Genomic DNA, 16,208 nt, shown 5'->3' on the forward strand with positions numbered 1-16,208 from the left:
TGGCTTCTTCTACCGCAACAAGGAAGTTGTGGTTGTCGGTGGCGGCAACACCGCCGTGGAAGAGGCGCTTTACCTCGCCAACCTGGCGTCGAAGGTGACGCTGGTGCATCGGCGCGACAGCCTGCGGGCGGAAAAGATCCTGCAGGACCGCCTGTTCCAGCACCCGAAGATCGACGTCATCTGGGATCACCAGGTGGATGAGATCCTTGGCGGCGGCATGCCGAAGGCTGTCACAGGTGTGCGGCTGAAGAACACCGGCACCGGTGAATTCCGGGAAATTTCCACCGATGGCGTTTTCATTGCCATCGGCCATGCCCCGTCCGTCGAGCTTTTCAAGGACCAGCTTACCCTGAAGCCGAACGGCTACCTGGAAACGGCCCCGGATTCGACCAAGACTTCCATCCCTGGCGTCTTTGCAGCCGGTGATGTCACCGACGACATTTACCGTCAGGCGGTCACCGCCGCCGGCATGGGCTGCATGGCAGCCCTTGAAGCTGAAAAGTTTCTGGCCGAACATGAAGTGACGTCGACAAAACAGGCCGCCGAATAGGCTGGCATGACTGTCCTGCGGAGGGGCACGCATGGATTGGGACAAATTGCGCATTTTTCATGCGGCCGCACAGGCCGGCAGCTTCACGCACGCGGGCGACACTCTGCACATGAGTCAGTCCGCCGTGAGCCGTCAGGTCAGCGCACTTGAGCACGACCTGGGCGTTCCTCTGTTTCACCGGCACGCCCGCGGGCTCCTGCTGACCGAACAGGGTGAACTTCTCTACCGGACCGCCAACGACGTGCTGATGAAGCTGGAAGCCGTCCAGTCCAGCCTGACGGACAGCAAGGAAAAACCGTCCGGTGCCTTGCGCGTGACCACCACGGTGGGGCTGGGCTCCACCTGGCTCACATCGCGGATCAGGAGTTTCATCGATCTCTATCCGGACGTCGACCTGCACCTGATATTCGATGACGACGAACTGGACCTCGGCATGCGCGAAGCCGATGTCGCCATCCGCCTGCGCCAGCCAACGCAGCCTGATCTGATTCAGCGCAAGCTGTTCACAGTGCACTTCCACGTCTATGCGGCGCCGGAGTACCTGCAGCGCTTCGGAACGCCGGTGACCATCGATGATCTCGACAAGCACCGGCTGATCACCTTCGGCGAACAGGCCCCGGCCTATCTTCGTTCGATGAACTGGCTGGAAACAGCCGGGCGCGTCGCGACAAGCCCGCGCAGATCCGTTCTGAAGGCCAACAACATCGTTGCCATCAAACGGGCGGTTCAGTCTGGCGTGGGCATTGCCATTCTGCCGGACTACATCATCGACAAATCGTCGAACCTGGTGCCGGTGATGACTGATCAGGAAGACAAGGTGCCCTCGTTCGACACCTATTTTGTCTATCCCTCGGAACTGAAAAATACCGCGCGTGTCACCGCCTTCCGAGAGTTTCTGCTGGCAAATGCGGAAGGCTGGGTTTTCTAGGGCCCCTGCGAGCGTAAATACTGGCCATTGCAATGGCCACAAGGCAGCCACCGGTTACGACTGCCCCGATGCCCACTGAGCAAGTGCCAGTCGTAAGGCCCTGCAATCGTGGTATGCCGACTTTGCATGGCCGGAGCTCACCCGGATCTACCCCCCGCTTCGCGGACACCGCAGTCTTCGGCTGCGGTGCCGTGACTTGCGATCAAACGGGTTGAACGTGACCAGCCTTCCACAAGATGCGGAAGCGCAGAAAATGTGATCCTTTTCAATTTTCCGCGGCGCAGAGACGGTCAACTTCGAAGAACATGGTCAGGGCTATCCTCGTCTTGTCATGGCGCTTAAACGACGGAAAACGTGCCCTGCCCTTGATCTGATACGGTTTCCCCGGCGCGCACGACGGTTATCCGACTCAAATTCAAATCAGGCTAAGATTTAGGCAGTAAAATATTCGCATAAAGAGCAGGCATTTTCGCAAATTCCGCGGACTCAATGGAACTTTTCACCCGGAGTTAAACTTTTCTTCGAGGGCTTCCGACAAAACCATACTAATTCAATCTGTTGAAATTAAAGGAGTTTTGGGGAGATTTTTGACCATCCGGTCAAGCTCTGCGGAAAACGCATAGCAGATCTGCGCCCCTGCCTCTTGTTTATGCAGCTTGTGCACTGCATATAAGCATCACTGTTGGTCACACGGACATCACGTCCTCCTCCCAGTGATGTTCCGACCAGCTGTTCCCCTCTGGAAGGTGATTCCACTGTTTTCAGTGAATCAAAATAAACTGCCGGGTCTTTTAAGACCCGGCTCTTTTTTTGTCTACAAGTTGCCGCAGCGCAGCATGACGTAATGGCACCTCACATGAACAGGCGTTCGTTGCCCAAGTCCTTGTAGAGGCCGGCCACCTGCTCCTCGTAGCCGTTGTAGAGAAGCGTGTTGCGGCGTTCATCCGTTCCAAGCAACCGCTCGGAAGCCTGCGACCAGCGCGGATGCGGCACGGACGGGTTCACGTTCGCCCAGAAGCCATATTCCGAAGACTGGATCTCTTCCCAGAAGCTGACCGGCCGCTCATCGGTGAAGGAGATCTTCACAATCGACTTGATCGATTTGAAACCATATTTCCACGGAACCACCAGACGGATCGGCGCACCATATTGCTTGGCAAGCGGCTTGCCATAGATGCCCGTCGCGATGAAGGCCAGTTCGTTGGTCGCCTCTTCCAGCGTCAGCCCCTCCACATACGGCCAGGGATACCAGCTCTGCTTCTGCCCGCTGGCAACCGACGGATCGAGGAAGGTTTCAAACCGCAGGTATTTCGCACCCGTCTGCGGCCCGGCAAGCTTCACCAGTTCGGCCAGCGCAAATCCCGACCAGGGCACAGCCATCGACCACGCTTCGACACAGCGATGGCGATACAGCCGCTCTTCCAGAGGCATCTTGGCCAGAAGATCATCGATGCCGATCTCCTGCGGATTGTCGATCATACCATCCAGCACGACCGTCCACGGGCGGATCTTGAGATCCTGCGCTGCCGGCCAGATCTGCTTGTGCGTGCCGAACTCATAGAAATTGTTGTATTTGGACGTGAACTCTTCCGGGGTCACGTCCCGGTCAAGTGTAAAGGCACCATTTCGCTCGACGGGATAAAGACCCGCGCTCGGGTCCTCTTCCGCAAAGGCGGGCCGGATTCCAAGCCCCGTGCCCATCAGCACCCCCGCCCCGGTAAGGCCGGCAAGGATCTGTCGGCGGTTCATGAAAACCGCCTCCAGCGTCGCCTCACGCTCAGGGATCTCCCAACTGCGCTTCTTCACCATATTCATTGTCAGTCTCCCGTTTGTTCCGAAGGAAACCGGAATCGGCATTCAATGGCAAATAACGCCCTGGTGACCGGACGCAACGACAAGGTGATCGAACATGTGCGCAAAGGGGCACAGCGAACACAACAGAGGGGCCTGACGGCCCCTCTGAAACCGCATTCAGGTGACTGCCGCTCACGCTGCCTGCTTGCCGGACCTCTGCAGGGCCAGGTCGGCCGCCTTGCCGGACAATTCGGCCATATGGTCGAATTCTGCCGTATAGCTGGCGACACCGGCCGTCGCCGAGCGCAGTTCGACGATCAGATCACCGATTTCCGCCTCCGGCATCAGCGCCTGAACCTCGTCCCAGCCATTCCAGTCCGGGCGGGCGTCGAAGCCAAGCAATTGTCCACGCCGCGCGGAGACGATCGCATTGACGCGCGCCGTCGCATCGCTCGGGCAGGCAATCACCACCTTCTGGATCGGCTCCAGCAACACCGGCTTGCACTCCGGCAAACCTTCCCGGATCGCCAGGATACCGGCCATCTTGAAGGCCTGATCGGAGCTGTCGACCGAATGATAGGACCCGTCCGTCAAACAGACGGACACATCCACCACCGGGAACCCCAGCGGGCCCTGCCCCAATGCATCCAGCACACCGTCGCGCACGGACGGGATATATTGTTTCGGCACGACGCCGCCGGTGATCGTATCGGAAAACTGAACACCCTCACCGCGCGGCAGTGGAGATATTTCAATCACCACATCACCGAACTGACCGTGCCCGCCAGACTGTTTCTTGTGACGGCCACGCACCCTTGTGCCTGTCCGGATCGTTTCCGCATAAGGCACATGCGGCGTATGGGCTGCGATATCCAATCCGTACTTACCGGCAAGCCGTTCCTGGGCAACGCGCAGGTGCATCTCGCCCTGCCCTGCCAGCAGGGTTTCGGCCGTCGTCTGGTTCTGCGAGACAATCAGTGAGCGATCCTCTTCAACGAGCTTTGCCAGTGCCGCCGAAAGCCGGACTTCATCCTTGCGCTGGTTGGCGGCAATCGCCGTTGCCAGGACGGGAGTACGCCGCTCCGGCATTTGCTGGCTTTTGATCTTTCCGTTCTCGAAACTCAGGAGATCGCCTGTCTGCACATCGTCGAGCCGCCCGAGCGCGACCAGATCGCCCTTGCTCGCGGTCGCGATCTTGTTTGCCTGCTGGCCGAAGACGGAGAACAGGCCGGATACCTTCACCTCACTGTCTCCGTTCACAAACAGACTGTCACCGTCGGAGACCACGCCCTCCAGGACACGGGCAATCGACAGCTTGCCGCCGTGCTGGGTATGCAGCGTCTTGATCACCTGCAACATCGCCCGCGACTTCATGCCGAGCACCCGGCGCGACAGCAGGTCGACACCCGGCACCTCGTGGCGCAGGGCCTTGAGCAGCCGGCTGACACCATTGCCGTGTTCCGCAGAGCCGAAGAAGACCGGGCAGATGAGCCCGTCCTGCATTTCGTTCACCAGATCGGCGAACACCTGATCGCGATCGGGCGCGATATCCTCCAGCAGCGCCTCCATCAGGTCGTCATCATGATCGGCCAGATGTTCCAGCATTGTGAAGCGGGCTTCATGCTCACGCGCAAGGTCCGCATCGGACATGTCGATCTGCGTGCTTTCTTCCTTTTCGTGATAGACGTGCGCCCGTTCCAGAGCGAGATCGATGAAACCTGTTGCCAGACCGTCTTCCCAGATCGGGATCTGCCGAAGCACCAGCGGCACGGCGGAGGCCGGTTGCAGCAGGCCCAGGACATCACGCACCCGCCGTGTGCTCTTGTCGATCTTGTTCAAAAACAAAACCCGCGGAATGGCGCGGGCTTCAAGGGCTTTGAGGATAAGCTGCAGGGCCGGAACCTTGCGCTCGTCGTCCTCCGCCACCACGACCGCCAGATCGGCGCCGGACAGCGCCCCGTCCATTTCGCTCAGGAATTCCACCGATCCAGGGCAGTCAACGAACACGAAGCGGTCTCCCAGAAATTCCGCGTCCGCAATGTTCAGTTCCACACTCATGCCGTGGGCGCGCGCTTCCGGCGAAGCATCGCCCACCGTATTGCCGTTCGCGACGGTTCCTTGCCGGGCCACCTTGTCCGTTCGCGCCAGCAAGGCTTCCAGAAGACTGGTCTTGCCGCTGCCGAACGGACCTACCAAGGCGATACAGCGCGGAGCGCTGCCCGCAGCAGATCCTTTTCCGTTTGAACTCGTTGCCATGCTGAGCCTCCCGTTAGTTCGAGGATACCTCGTAACAACGCGACAGGGCCGACTGGGGAACGCGGCCTGCCGCGTTTCGCCCGGATGGGATCGAAGGCCTTAAGCCCGGTACTCATTGGCACCAAGCCCCAAACTGCGGCCGATCGACCAGGGGCGGTCCCCCATCGTCGCGCCGATGTCGGCGGCAACGCAAGGGAATCTTACGCCGCAGCGCAGCAATTTGTGCCTGAGCCCCTTCAAAGGTTACCCTGCTGCCAGTTTGATGCAACTCGCCACCCATGTACCGGAAACCAAATAACCGCCGATCCCCGGCGCATGAACCAGCTTGTCGGGCAGAAGCCTCGCGCGCTTGGCGGAGGTGTTTAACCGGACCGGGATTTGAAGGAAGCCTGTCTTTCGGATGCTCCGCCGCAGGTGCCTTTGCCCTGCCGGAATTGGCAGGTAGTGAAATTGAAGCGCGGCAACCTATGTATCTGTAATGAACCGCCTCCGGGCACTAGGAGCATGCTTGACCAAGACCCTGATACTCATCGCAGCCATAGTGGCCGCAGCGCCGGCAGTTCCGGCTCAGGCGCAATCAAACCAACTGCGCAGTCCCCCCATGGCGTCCTCTCCGCGGCTGCCCTCGGCCGGACAGCAACTCAACCAGAACCTCAACCGGCAACAGTCCGGCTTCTCGACCCGTCAACAGATCGACGGTGCGGTTCGCCTGAACCGCACCGAGCAGATCAACCGGCAGAACATGCAGCCGGACAAGGTGGAAACACCCTGTGCCGGTGCGAATGAGAGCTGCCGAGATTGAAGCCGGAAGATGTACGGCGGTTGCCGCTGAGGCTTAGTTGATCAGTTCCAGCGTCATCTTGCTGACACCCAGGGTCAGATTGGTGCCGGTCTGGCTTTCCAGACTGAAGGGGTTGAGCGCGATGGACCGGTCGAAACCACCCACTAGCGCGTTCGCCTTGATGCCCGCACCAATGCTTGCGCCGGCGGTCAGACCGGCATAGGTGCCCGCCAGAAGGCCTGGCTTGCGGTTCGCGGACGGCGCCAGCACGCCCCAGACCAGCGTGGCCTGATTGGTCTTGCCGATGTCGAGCCCGTAGTCGCGCACGGTTCCCTTGTAATTTTCGACCGCGCCGCCGTCGACCGGCGAAAAGCTGCATCCAAGTGCTGCCGACGAACCGACAATGAAACTGTGCTCGCCTTCAACCAGGCAGCTCAGTTTGCCGATTTCAACCTTTGGGCTGTCTTCGGAGGCAAGGGCCGGCATTGCCATGGCAACGGCCACGGCGGCAAGAACCGGTTTCAGAATACGCATGTAGAGAACTCCCGTTCGGCTGCGAATATCCGCTTTTAGCAAATGCGCGGATCACGTCCGTGATATGGCGCGCCAAGACGTCAAAATCGCGGCAAGAGCACAAGGCGTCATGTATAACCGTTGGTAGTATCCGAAGCACCAGCCAGAACAGGCGCGAGCATGACGCCGTTCGCAGACTTTTCCGACAGACCGGCAATCAGAAACCGGCGGCCGCCAATCAGCAGAGTCAATGTGGCAACTACCGGAAAAATACTGTTATCCGGCGCCCAGCAAGCCCAAACCGCGCCGGCCAACGACACGGCAAGCATCAGCAAGGACAACCGATGCCGCTGATGCCGGGGCAAGCCGGGAACACCGACAAACCCACCGCGCGAGAACAGGGTCAGGACGCCGCCGGTGACGGTCACCGTCAACAACACGGCGCTGTAGGAGTAGTCCGTCAGAAACTCCGCTAGAGCGCGATCGCCGAACCTGTAGAAGCCGACCAGAACCGGCGTCACCAGCAAGATGTGCAGATTGATCCCGAGCAAGACAGGATGCATCCGTGCCTTGACCAGCACAAATCCGGCAAGAACGAAAGCTGCAAGACCGCAGCCGGTCCAGCCCGCCAGTTCCAGGTCACTCGTCTGCCGCCAGAGCAGAATGAAAACAATCGACGGCAGGCTTTCGAACAGATCAAGAAGCAGCTGTTTTTGTCGCGCGTTTGCCATCGTCCGTCCCTCGACTGATCGGGAAAGGCTAAGACGTTCAAACCGTGCTGTAAACCGCGCACCCCTCAACCCGGAATGCACCCGGCGACAAAAAAGGGCGGCCACTGGCCGCCCTTTCGCATCTCTTTGAGAAGATCAGGAAGATTATTTCAGGTTGCCGCAAAAGCGCTGGATGCGGGTGCAGGCTTCTTCCAGGGCTTCGGTCGAGGTCGCATAGGAAATGCGGAAGTTCGGACCGAGACCGAATGCGGACCCATGAACAACGGCAACGCCTTCCGCTTCCAGAAGTTCGGAAACGAAGTCCTCGTCGCTCTCGATCACCTTGCCGGACGGTGCCGTCTTGCCGATAGTACCGGCGCAGGACGGAAACACGTAGAACGCACCTTCCGGCACAGGGCAGGAAATGCCGTTCGCCTGGTTGAGCATGGAGACGACCAGATCCCGGCGTCCCTTGAAGACTTCGTTGTTCTTCGGGATGAAGTCCTGGGTGCCGTTCAACGCCTCGACCGCCGCCCACTGGGCGATGGAGCACGGGTTGGAGGTCGACTGGGACTGGACCTTGGCCATGGCCTTGATCAGGTCGGCCGGGCCGCCGGCATAGCCGATACGCCAGCCGGTCATCGCATAGGCCTTGGAGACGCCGTTGACCGTCAGCGTACGCTCATAAAGAGCAGGCTCCACCTGGGCGGGCGTGGTGAACTTGAAGTCATCGTAGACGAGGTGCTCATACATGTCGTCGGTCATGACCCAGACATGGGGGTGCTTCATCAGCACGGCGCACAGTGCCTTCAGTTCAGCTTCCGTATAGGCCGCACCGGACGGGTTGGACGGAGAGTTGAAGATCAGCCACTTGGTGCGCGACGTGATCGCTGCATCGAGCGCTTCCGGGGTGATCTTGAAGGTCGACTTGTCGGCTTCGACAATCACCGGCTCGCCACCTGCGAGCAGCACCATGTCCGGATAGCTCACCCAGTAGGGGGTCGGAATGATGACTTCGTCGCCCGGGTTCAACGTCGCGATCAGGGCATTGTAAAGCACCTGCTTGCCGCCGGTTCCCACGGTGATCTGGTTGGTTTCGTAAGTGAGGCCGTTTTCCCGCTTGAACTTTTCGACGATAGCCGCCTTCAGCTCCGGAATGCCATCGACAGCCGTATACTTGGTCTTGCCGTCGGTGATGGCCTTGATGGCGGCTGTCTTGATGTTTTCCGGGGTATCGAAATCCGGCTCGCCAGCTCCGAGACCGATTACATCGCGGCCTGCGGCTTTAAGCTCGCGTGCCTTGTTGGTGACGGCGATGGTCGCAGAAGGTTTAACACGCGCCAATGCGTCAGCAAGAAAGCCCATAATGTCCTCCAGGGGAAACGGGATTAACAGCGCGCGGACCCTAGATCCGTGCGCTGCGGAAGACAAGACCAAATCCGGACGGGATCGGGAGTTTTCAGGCCGTTTGCGCCAGTTTGCCGGCGTATCTCTCGATCACCTCGGCATCGAGCGGTCCGCCATGGCCGAGATAGAACCGTTTTGCCCCTTTCGACAGCAGGATTTTGAGCGAACGGGCCACTTGAAGTGTGTCTTCTTCGAAGGGAGGCGGCTTGGGCCACCCCTTGAAGGCGATTCCCCCCAGAAGAATGCCGGATGCTGCCAGATCGCCCGCGATCACGGCACCATCCTCAAGCAGTACTGAAAGCGATCCCGGCGTGTGCCCCGGCGTCGGCAGGATGTCTCCTGCCAGGCCGTAGGCAGACAGGTCCAGGGTCTGTTCCCCAGACAGAAGAATGTCCGGTTCGACTGCGGGAAACGGCCGCTCGATGACGCCGGTCATCTTGAACAGGCGGCCGAAGAAACCCGATGGCCTCAAAATGGGGGTCTTGCCCTGACAATAGGCCAGGTCGGCCTCATGCAACACAACGGGTGCTCCGGTTATTTTCCTGAGACGCGCGGCACAGCCCGCATGATCGATATGGCCATGGGTCACCACGATAAGCCTGAGGTCGGCAAGGGAACGACCGGCTGCCGCCAGAACCTTCTCGATCTTGCGCTCGCTGCCCGGCAGCCCCGTGTCGACAAGCACGGCACCAGTTGCGGAGGTCAGCAGGAACGCATTGACCATGCCGAACGGTAGGATCGGAATGGTGTGGATCTGAATCTCGGACATGTTTGCCGCCGTTCTCTTCCTGGTGATAAGCTGGCTCTTCACCTGGGGTGTGGACTCATAATTGAAGATGAAATGGTTTGAGGCGGATTGGTCTGCCACAAGGCGCGGAGGCGCAGGAAATGTGGCTCATTTTCAAGCTTTCGCAACGCTGAGGAGGACCAATCCGGTCAGTTCCGAAGGACATGAAAATGGCTTCACAGCGTGTCGTCAGGGTGCTTGACCGGGCAGAAAGCCCGCTCCGCGCACCCTTCCTGACGCGGTTTCGCCATTTCTCATGCCATTTCGTCTTCATTTGTAGGGCTACACCTAGTCGGACGCGGAAATGCGTTCAATTAGGCACCTTTTGGTAACCCGGACAGTCCTTTGGCCCCGGCGAACCGTTGGAGACGGACATGAGCGAACAGATCGCATCCCTCTGGCGCCTGCCCGGCACGCAGGAATGCCCAGTCGCCGACACCCTGAAAAGCATCGGCGGCAAACATACGCCAAGGGTCCTGCATTGCCTGACCGTGAAGGACCATCATTTTCTGGAACTTCAGCGGACACTCAAACCGATCAGCCGCAAGGTGCTGACGCAGGAACTGCGCCATCTGGAAGAGATAGGCCTGGTCGCCCGTACCGAACTGGACGACACTCACCGCCGCGTCCGCTACGCCCTGACATCCAAAGGCCGGAGCCTGGCGGAAATCCTGGGGCAGATCTACCTTTGGGCCCTGGAACACCACGACGGCAATGCTGCGTCTGCGGCTTGAAAGTCCGGGCCCGGTCGTCCGTCCCCGGCGTGCGTGATCAGCTTCGCGTCTCGAGGATCAGCTTCGGCTCGTCCTTGTCCTCGTCGATGATCGTGCACTTGAAGCGCTTTTTCTTGGTCTGGCCGTTGAGCACCGTCACCGGCACCGACAGCGGAACATCCGAAGCGTCTTTGGCAGAGGTCAAGAGGGACGCATAGTTGCTCGGGTGCAGCAGCATCTCGGTGATCGGACGGCTGTCGAGAACGTCCGTCGTTAGGTGGTAGGTCTTCATTGCCGCGTTGTTCGCTGCGATGATGATCTTCGTATTGATGTTGACCACCAGGATCGGCGCACTGCAGGCTTCAAAAACCCTGGCGAAATCGACATCGCCGCCCGCATGGCCTGCCGAAAACAGCACACCGCCCACCGTGCCGCCAACGCGAAAATACATGGCATCATATTTCAGCTCGACGCTGTCGTTGGATGCCAGCAGAAACTTGCCACGCCCGGTCGCGCTGGCCCGGCGTGTCAGCGCCGCTATCGTCAGGGAGACGATTGTCCGGCCAACACGGTTCTGGATGTGGGCGATGTTCCGGCCCAGGATCAGACGCGCGTCTTCGATCTGGAATCTCTTCAGGAAACCGTCGCTGGCAAAACGCACGTAACCGAAATTGTCGACCAGCAGCACCACGCGCGTCGACGACGCCACGAAATGCTGGAGGATAGGTGCCAGCCCCAGGATGACCCGACCCGGATTGCTGTCGCTCTCGCCGATGGAGGGAAAACAGATTGCGAGGATCTTGCCGTCCGGCAACTCGTAACGATAGGCAACGATCGGAATGCCCGGAATACGGTGATCCGGCCCGCCGCCAACGTCGAACGGTCCCGCCTGCCCTTCCCGGATCGCGCCCTGAACCAGGCGGAGAATGGTTTTCCGGTCTTCCGGTGACAGATGGCGCAATGCCTCGTTGGAAGGCGCCTCCTGCAGGTCGCGCACTTCGCTGTTGAAACTCTGAGAGCCGATCTCGTGCCAGAGGATGGTTTTCTTGCTGATGTCGGCAATGAAAAACTGGATACCCGCCAGCGACAACGCCGGCGGTTCCCCGGCCTTTTTGACCGGCGGTTCTGTCGACGTTACTGGGTCTGTCGGCTTGTCCACCGTGGCGCTCTGCGCAGCGTTAGTCGTCATTCCATGCCTGGTCTGTTCGTCGCGGATTTCCCTGCGGCCAAGCATGCTTGGGAAATGCAAACAAACACTAAAACTGCATCGTAAAATTCCCGAGATACGTCAATTTTTACAGTATTAAAAAAATGAAATACAATTTAATGAGAAGTTTTATTGTCAATTTTACGAAAGCTTAATTTGCGGACTTGCGGAATTTCCAGCTTTTCCGGAACGCCTTGCCGGCACGGAACTGGCGCTGCAAAAACCGGAACGCATTCACCTTGTCCGAAGCATCGATGGGCGACGGCTCACTACCTGTTGCGGCACTTTCAGCGGGCGACACCATAGATCGAATTTGCCTAAAAATTGTCACGAAAACACACAGGCCATGTCTAATTCGCGTCTGCGTGCCGGCGCAATTTCCGTCGAGATTGAACTCATCCAAGCGGATGGAGGAGCCGATGGCCCAAGCAACGATAGTTCAGCCGACGATTAAAACGCAGAACGCAAGCTTCAAACCTGTTTTGCTGTTCATAGTGGCAGCAGGCTTGTTGATGTTGATGTCCGCCCTGGAGCCGTCATTGGTGCTGCCGATGGTCGCGTTCCTGTCCATGGCCGCCGTCACCTGTCTGATGGCCCGCCGCCTGTTTCAGGACCTGACCGGCGCAGATGCGCAGGCAGACTGACAGCAACCAACGTACAACCGCTCAAACCAGACAGATCTTGATCATGGCACGCGTCGAAAACCAGAAATCCAGAAAATCCGCTCCCTTGAAAAGCGACCTGCATGAAGCCCGGCCGCTGTTGCAGGCGATCTTTCTGGGCATGCTGCTGGCGACCGCCCTGGTCGCGGCGGCAGCCATGGCAAACCCCGCCAACATGCACGGTGGTCCAAAGGCAGAACCCGTCGCTCACACGGCAATCGGATCCGCTCCGGCAGTCCCCGGTCACCCCGATCAGACATCAAAGTCCGTGTTCTGAAAACTTAACCCGCAAGAAAGCCGAGACCCGGCCTCATGCTTGGCATGAGTGCCGGGCCTCAGTGCCCGGTCCGCCCCCGGAAAAGATCTCCTGTCCGTTGCCGGCCCCTCTTTTGTCAGGCTGCCCGGCCATTGCAGAAGCATGCGCTTGTGCACGCCCTCAGCCTGACCACCCAGAGGTTATCCGTTAGTTGCGCCCGCTGTTGATCACGGTCAAGGACAGGACTTTGTTCGCCGTCCAAGTAAAGCAAGAACATGTTCTGCCTGCAAGACCGAGCACGGTTCCAGGCTGGCTTTGGCCGCAAATAAAACCGAGCGGCGGTGCACAGCCTTGAATACCGGGGATAACCGCGGGTACGGTATTTGCGAGTGTCCCGGAAAGCGTCCTGCCAGCTGAGGTGGAACAAAACCGGCAACAGGGCATTTATCCCTCAACCGGTGATTATCGCCGCCGCAACTGGCGGCCAGAGAGGGATTTCCAATCATGACCATTGCCAACGGCGAAAAGTGGATCGATAAAGAAACGAAGGGTTTGTCGGAGGCATCAATGGACATCGACCTCACACTTTCAGCGGACACGATCCGCCTGCTTGCCCAAAAGGCACGGGCCGTAGCGTCGTCTCTTCAGGACTCGTTCGAGGACGGTCACGAGGGCGACGTCGAATTTGATGCCGACGCGCTGGAGCAGAGCCACGGTCACGATGGCTTGGCGGAAGAGGAAAACGACGACCTCTCCGATGAGGAATTGCGGGAACTGATCGAGGACCTGAATGTCGATGAAGCCGCCGAACTGGTGGCTATCGCCTGGATCGGCCGCGGCGACTTCGAGGCAGAAGACTTCCAGCAAGCGGTCGATGAAGCGCGGGAACGTGCCGTCGGCTCAACGGCAACTTACCTGCTCGGCATGCCGCTTCTGGCCGATCACCTGGAAGCCGGGCTCGACACGCTCGACCTCTGACGACCACCACCGGGCGTCCTTGTCCGCCGGACTTCGCAGGCATTCGAAGGTCAGGACGCCTGGGTCAATGTTGCCGGGTCATCCACATCTGGTCGTTTTCCTTGGGAAAACCCGTTAGCAATTGATTTACCGTCTTTCGGCAACCGGACATTTGGCTCACTCTTGCCTCACTTCGTGGTGGGACAAGGGAGTGAGGGCATGCTTCAGGATCCGGCGAACCAGGACGTATTTACCGTCCATCGTCCGTCTCCATGGCCATATGTCGGGGCAATGATTGCTGCGTCGGCCCTGATCACGACACTGGTCGTCGCGTTCAGCAGCTAATCCATACCGGCTCTGCCGCCCGTCAACGGCCCCGGTTATCGTTCAGAGAGTTTTTTATGCGTTCAACGCGTCTGGCCGTGCTCGATCTTGCCCGCGGCCTCGCTGTTGTCGCCATGGCGATCTACCATTTTTCCTGGGACCTATCCTGGTTCGCTTACGTCGACTGGCCCGTCGCCCAGGGTACCGGCTGGCGCATCTTTGCTGCTTCGATAGCCGGCAGCTTCCTGTTTCTGGCCGGCATCAGCCTCGATTTCGCACATCACACGGGCATCCGCTGGCAGGCCTTCTGGCGCCGTCTTGGCGTGATCGTTGCCGCGGCGGCTGCGGTGTCTGCGGTCACCTATTTCACCTTTGGCGATACGTTTGTCCGCTTCGGCATCCTGCACTCTATTGCCCTGTCCAGCCTGATCGCCCTGCCCTTCACACGTCTGCCCGTCGTCTTTGCAGTGCTCGCCGCCGCACTGGTTTTCTCCCTGCCATTTTGGGCGGCTTCGCCTGCATTTGACGGGCAGGTGTGGCTGTGGACCGGGCTTGGGACGCCGGGGTTTGCCAGCGTCGACTATGTCCCTCTTGCACCCTGGGCCGGCGTGACGCTCGCCGGCGTCGCCGTCTCGAAGATCTTTCGCAATCTCGGCCTGTGGCAGAGTTTGTCCGGCCTGACCTTTTCCCATCGCCCGGGTCGTCTGACACGGTTTCTTGGCCGCCATTCCCTGCCGGTCTATCTGCTGCACCAGCCTTTGCTATACGGCCTTGTATGGACAGCAGCGCAGGTCGGCCCCGAAATGGACAGGTCCGCAATCGCCTTTGTGCGCAACTGCACGGCTTCCTGCCAGGGCACAACCGCCACGCCGGACATCTGCCAGGCAGCTTGCGGATGCACGCTCGACTATCTGAAAGCAGACGGCATCTGGGATAAGCTTCTGGCAGAGCCGGAAAACCAGTCGCTGCGAAACCAAATGTCAAACCGATACAGCCAGTGCCTCGCTGACCCGGAGTGGCAGGCCCCGGTCAACTGACGTCACCTTCCCTGATGCCGCGGGGCATTTCCTGGGCTCAGGCAAGCTCAGCCAATTGCTGCAGCGCCCGCTGCCGCCTCTGCCGCGCAAAGGGCAGAAACACAGCCTCGTCCCGCCCTGCGGCTACCTGCTCCAACGCCCAGAGCGCCGATACGCCGTCACATTTGGCTTTCATCACGACGAGACGTCTCGCATCAGGCAGGTCCGCCCCGGTGACCGCATAGGCTTGCAGAAAGACGCCCTCCTGATCCGGCCCCATCTGATGTTCGAGAACAGCATAGGCAAGATCCCAGGCTGGATCGGACATGGCTGAAAACTCCCAGTCGATCAGCCAGAGCCGTTCAGCCGTCATCAGGCAGTTGCCGGGAGATGGATCCCCATGGCTCGGGACATACACGGGGCCAGCGCTGCCCGCTGTAACTGTCGCGCGAAGCTTCAGCACCTTTTCCAGCCCGGCCATTTCCGCACCAAGCCCGGCCGCATCCCGAAGTCCTTGCCATTGTGCCTGAAGCACGCAGTCCGGGTCGAGCCGCCCTTCGAAGGCCGCCCCAGACCCATGCAAGCGCCCCAGCGCCTGACCAAGAGCCTGAGCAAGAACATGCGGCATCTGGCCCAGAAGGCCGGCAGGGGCGCCACTGACCTCGACTGCCCTTGTCACCAGAACGCCGGTGCCTGGATCACAGAACACCGGCGGCACGGCAAGGCAGGCGTCCGCTGCCAGCGACAGGTTCCGCGCCTCCGCTTTCCTGTCGATGCTGCCTGCCTCCTCCAAACGCGGCAGGCGTAGAAAGAAGGTGCCTTTCCCGGCCTCAAGCCTGAAAACACGGTTGGTCAACCCAGGAAAGGCCGTGGCCGTCAAAGGCATGCCGCAAAGACGGTGCAAATCCGGATGATTTTCGAAGGTTTCCAGGATGACTGGCAAGGTGGCGTCTGGCGCGTCGGTGGAAAGCTGTGGCACAAGCAAAGACCATTAAGTGAAACAGAGGAGCCGGCCGGACGCCATGACGAACGTCCCTTCGCCCCATATCATCATCACCTATTGCCGCCAATGCAATTGGCTGCTGCGGTCCGCATGGATGGCTCAGGAGATCCTGTCCACCTTTTCTGAAGAAACAGGGGCGGTTACGCTGGTTCCTGGCACCGGTGGCATCTTTACGATCGTCTGCGACGGTGAAACCGTCTGGGACCGCAAGACGGATGGCGGCTTTCCGGAGGCCAAGGTGCTGAAACAGCGGTTACGCGACCAGCTTTGGCCGGAGAAGGATCTCGGCCACAGCGACCGGCAAGACCAGCAGAACGATCCCGGGGACGTTTGATTGGATTACC

General features: G+C 59.6%; 18 protein-coding genes. 10 read left to right on the forward strand and 8 right to left on the reverse strand.

The window, feature by feature from the left end; genetic code table 11:
- On the forward strand, positions 1–550 hold a 550-nt coding region (locus tag SIAM614_RS20180), incomplete at its 5' end, for an NAD(P)/FAD-dependent oxidoreductase (RefSeq protein WP_006937419.1).
- Between the two features lie 31 nt (positions 551–581).
- On the forward strand, positions 582–1,478 hold the full coding sequence (locus SIAM614_RS20185) for a LysR family transcriptional regulator (protein ID WP_006937421.1): 897 nt from the start codon (positions 582–584) through the stop codon (positions 1,476–1,478).
- Between the two features lie 852 nt (positions 1,479–2,330).
- Here SIAM614_RS20185 and msrP read toward each other — a convergent pair.
- A complete protein-coding gene (msrP, locus tag SIAM614_RS20190) occupies positions 2,331–3,293 on the reverse strand; it encodes a protein-methionine-sulfoxide reductase catalytic subunit MsrP (protein ID WP_040440687.1) in 963 nt (320 codons plus the stop codon).
- 171 nt (positions 3,294–3,464) lie between these two features.
- Positions 3,465–5,528, reverse strand: coding sequence for an elongation factor G (locus SIAM614_RS20195; protein ID WP_040440688.1), 2,064 nt, complete (start codon positions 5,526–5,528; stop codon positions 3,465–3,467).
- A gap of 508 nt (positions 5,529–6,036) precedes the next feature.
- Here SIAM614_RS20195 and SIAM614_RS20200 point away from each other — a divergent pair.
- Positions 6,037–6,330, forward strand: a complete 294-nt coding sequence (locus tag SIAM614_RS20200; RefSeq protein WP_157139980.1) for a hypothetical protein — start codon at positions 6,037–6,039, stop codon at positions 6,328–6,330.
- A 33-nt stretch (positions 6,331–6,363) separates the two neighbouring features.
- Here SIAM614_RS20200 and SIAM614_RS20205 read toward each other — a convergent pair whose 3' ends face one another.
- The 4 genes from SIAM614_RS20205 to SIAM614_RS20220 all read right to left on the reverse strand — a co-directional run bounded on the left by SIAM614_RS20205 (position 6,364) and on the right by SIAM614_RS20220 (position 9,708).
- The gene (locus SIAM614_RS20205; RefSeq protein ID WP_006937442.1) at positions 6,364–6,843 is read right to left on the reverse strand and encodes a DUF992 domain-containing protein; all 480 of its coding nucleotides are present in this window, start codon (positions 6,841–6,843) and stop codon (positions 6,364–6,366) included.
- Positions 6,844–6,950: 107 nt separating this feature from the next.
- Entirely contained in the window at positions 6,951–7,553 is a 603-nt protein-coding gene (locus SIAM614_RS20210) for a hypothetical protein (RefSeq protein ID WP_006937449.1), read from the reverse strand.
- 144 nt (positions 7,554–7,697) lie between these two features.
- Positions 7,698–8,897: a pyridoxal phosphate-dependent aminotransferase gene (locus SIAM614_RS20215; RefSeq protein ID WP_006937451.1), complete on the reverse strand. Its 1,200-nt coding sequence runs from the start codon at positions 8,895–8,897 to the stop codon at positions 7,698–7,700.
- A gap of 94 nt (positions 8,898–8,991) precedes the next feature.
- Entirely contained in the window at positions 8,992–9,708 is a 717-nt protein-coding gene (locus SIAM614_RS20220) for an MBL fold metallo-hydrolase (protein WP_040440708.1), read from the reverse strand.
- Positions 9,709–10,100: 392 nt separating this feature from the next.
- Between SIAM614_RS20220 and SIAM614_RS20225 the strand changes: the two genes are divergently transcribed.
- The gene (locus SIAM614_RS20225) at positions 10,101–10,460 is read left to right on the forward strand and encodes a winged helix-turn-helix transcriptional regulator (protein ID WP_006937459.1); all 360 of its coding nucleotides are present in this window, start codon (positions 10,101–10,103) and stop codon (positions 10,458–10,460) included.
- A gap of 37 nt (positions 10,461–10,497) precedes the next feature.
- Here SIAM614_RS20225 and SIAM614_RS20230 read toward each other — a convergent pair whose 3' ends face one another.
- Positions 10,498–11,628: a hypothetical protein gene (locus SIAM614_RS20230; protein ID WP_198137360.1), complete on the reverse strand. Its 1,131-nt coding sequence runs from the start codon at positions 11,626–11,628 to the stop codon at positions 10,498–10,500.
- Between the two features lie 257 nt (positions 11,629–11,885).
- On the opposite strand from SIAM614_RS20230, the gene SIAM614_RS32085 reads away from it, so the two are divergent.
- The 5 genes from SIAM614_RS32085 to SIAM614_RS20250 all read left to right on the forward strand — a co-directional run bounded on the left by SIAM614_RS32085 (position 11,886) and on the right by SIAM614_RS20250 (position 14,882).
- Entirely contained in the window at positions 11,886–12,290 is a 405-nt protein-coding gene (locus SIAM614_RS32085) for a hypothetical protein (RefSeq protein ID WP_157139981.1), read from the forward strand.
- A gap of 43 nt (positions 12,291–12,333) precedes the next feature.
- On the forward strand, positions 12,334–12,585 hold the full coding sequence (locus SIAM614_RS20240; protein ID WP_157139982.1) for a hypothetical protein: 252 nt from the start codon (positions 12,334–12,336) through the stop codon (positions 12,583–12,585).
- A 546-nt stretch (positions 12,586–13,131) separates the two neighbouring features.
- On the forward strand, positions 13,132–13,542 hold the full coding sequence (locus SIAM614_RS20245) for a DUF3775 domain-containing protein (protein WP_040440713.1): 411 nt from the start codon (positions 13,132–13,134) through the stop codon (positions 13,540–13,542).
- 198 nt (positions 13,543–13,740) lie between these two features.
- The gene (locus SIAM614_RS33330; protein ID WP_267871945.1) at positions 13,741–13,866 is read left to right on the forward strand and encodes a hypothetical protein; all 126 of its coding nucleotides are present in this window, start codon (positions 13,741–13,743) and stop codon (positions 13,864–13,866) included.
- 56 nt (positions 13,867–13,922) lie between these two features.
- Positions 13,923–14,882, forward strand: coding sequence for a heparan-alpha-glucosaminide N-acetyltransferase (locus tag SIAM614_RS20250; RefSeq protein ID WP_006937466.1), 960 nt, complete (start codon positions 13,923–13,925; stop codon positions 14,880–14,882).
- A 37-nt stretch (positions 14,883–14,919) separates the two neighbouring features.
- On the opposite strand, the gene SIAM614_RS20255 is transcribed toward SIAM614_RS20250, so the two are convergent.
- A complete protein-coding gene (locus SIAM614_RS20255; protein ID WP_157139983.1) occupies positions 14,920–15,840 on the reverse strand; it encodes a choline/ethanolamine kinase family protein in 921 nt (306 codons plus the stop codon).
- Between the two features lie 43 nt (positions 15,841–15,883).
- On the opposite strand from SIAM614_RS20255, the gene SIAM614_RS20260 reads away from it, so the two are divergent.
- Positions 15,884–16,198 carry a SelT/SelW/SelH family protein gene (locus SIAM614_RS20260; protein ID WP_006937468.1) on the forward strand — a complete coding sequence of 105 codons (315 nt, stop codon included), beginning with the start codon at positions 15,884–15,886 and terminating at the stop codon, positions 16,196–16,198.
- The last annotated feature ends 10 nt before the right edge of the window (positions 16,199–16,208 follow it).

It is taken from the genome of Roseibium aggregatum IAM 12614 (assembly GCF_000168975.1).
In the GTDB taxonomy this organism is placed as follows: domain Bacteria; phylum Pseudomonadota; class Alphaproteobacteria; order Rhizobiales; family Stappiaceae; genus Roseibium; species Roseibium aggregatum.

What these genes read in the sequence shown, in the direction of transcription:
- SIAM614_RS20185 (WP_006937421.1), top strand. Translation starts at nt 582, where the DNA reads ATGGATTGGGACAAATTGCGCATTTTTCATGCGGCCGCACAGGCCGGC.
- msrP (WP_040440687.1), bottom strand. Translation starts at nt 3,293, where the DNA reads ATGAATATGGTGAAGAAGCGCAGTTGGGAGATCCCTGAGCGTGAGGCG.
- SIAM614_RS20195 (WP_040440688.1), bottom strand. Translation starts at nt 5,528, where the DNA reads ATGGCAACGAGTTCAAACGGAAAAGGATCTGCTGCGGGCAGCGCTCCG.
- SIAM614_RS20205 (WP_006937442.1), bottom strand. Translation starts at nt 6,843, where the DNA reads ATGCGTATTCTGAAACCGGTTCTTGCCGCCGTGGCCGTTGCCATGGCA.
- SIAM614_RS20210 (WP_006937449.1), bottom strand. Translation starts at nt 7,553, where the DNA reads ATGGCAAACGCGCGACAAAAACAGCTGCTTCTTGATCTGTTCGAAAGC.
- SIAM614_RS20215 (WP_006937451.1), bottom strand. Translation starts at nt 8,897, where the DNA reads ATGGGCTTTCTTGCTGACGCATTGGCGCGTGTTAAACCTTCTGCGACC.
- SIAM614_RS20220 (WP_040440708.1), bottom strand. Translation starts at nt 9,708, where the DNA reads ATGTCCGAGATTCAGATCCACACCATTCCGATCCTACCGTTCGGCATG.
- SIAM614_RS20225 (WP_006937459.1), top strand. Translation starts at nt 10,101, where the DNA reads ATGAGCGAACAGATCGCATCCCTCTGGCGCCTGCCCGGCACGCAGGAA.
- SIAM614_RS20230 (WP_198137360.1), bottom strand. Translation starts at nt 11,628, where the DNA reads ATGACGACTAACGCTGCGCAGAGCGCCACGGTGGACAAGCCGACAGAC.
- SIAM614_RS20240 (WP_157139982.1), top strand. Translation starts at nt 12,334, where the DNA reads ATGGCACGCGTCGAAAACCAGAAATCCAGAAAATCCGCTCCCTTGAAA.
- SIAM614_RS20245 (WP_040440713.1), top strand. Translation starts at nt 13,132, where the DNA reads ATGGACATCGACCTCACACTTTCAGCGGACACGATCCGCCTGCTTGCC.
- SIAM614_RS33330 (WP_267871945.1), top strand. Translation starts at nt 13,741, where the DNA reads ATGCTTCAGGATCCGGCGAACCAGGACGTATTTACCGTCCATCGTCCG.
- SIAM614_RS20250 (WP_006937466.1), top strand. Translation starts at nt 13,923, where the DNA reads ATGCGTTCAACGCGTCTGGCCGTGCTCGATCTTGCCCGCGGCCTCGCT.
- SIAM614_RS20260 (WP_006937468.1), top strand. Translation starts at nt 15,884, where the DNA reads ATGACGAACGTCCCTTCGCCCCATATCATCATCACCTATTGCCGCCAA.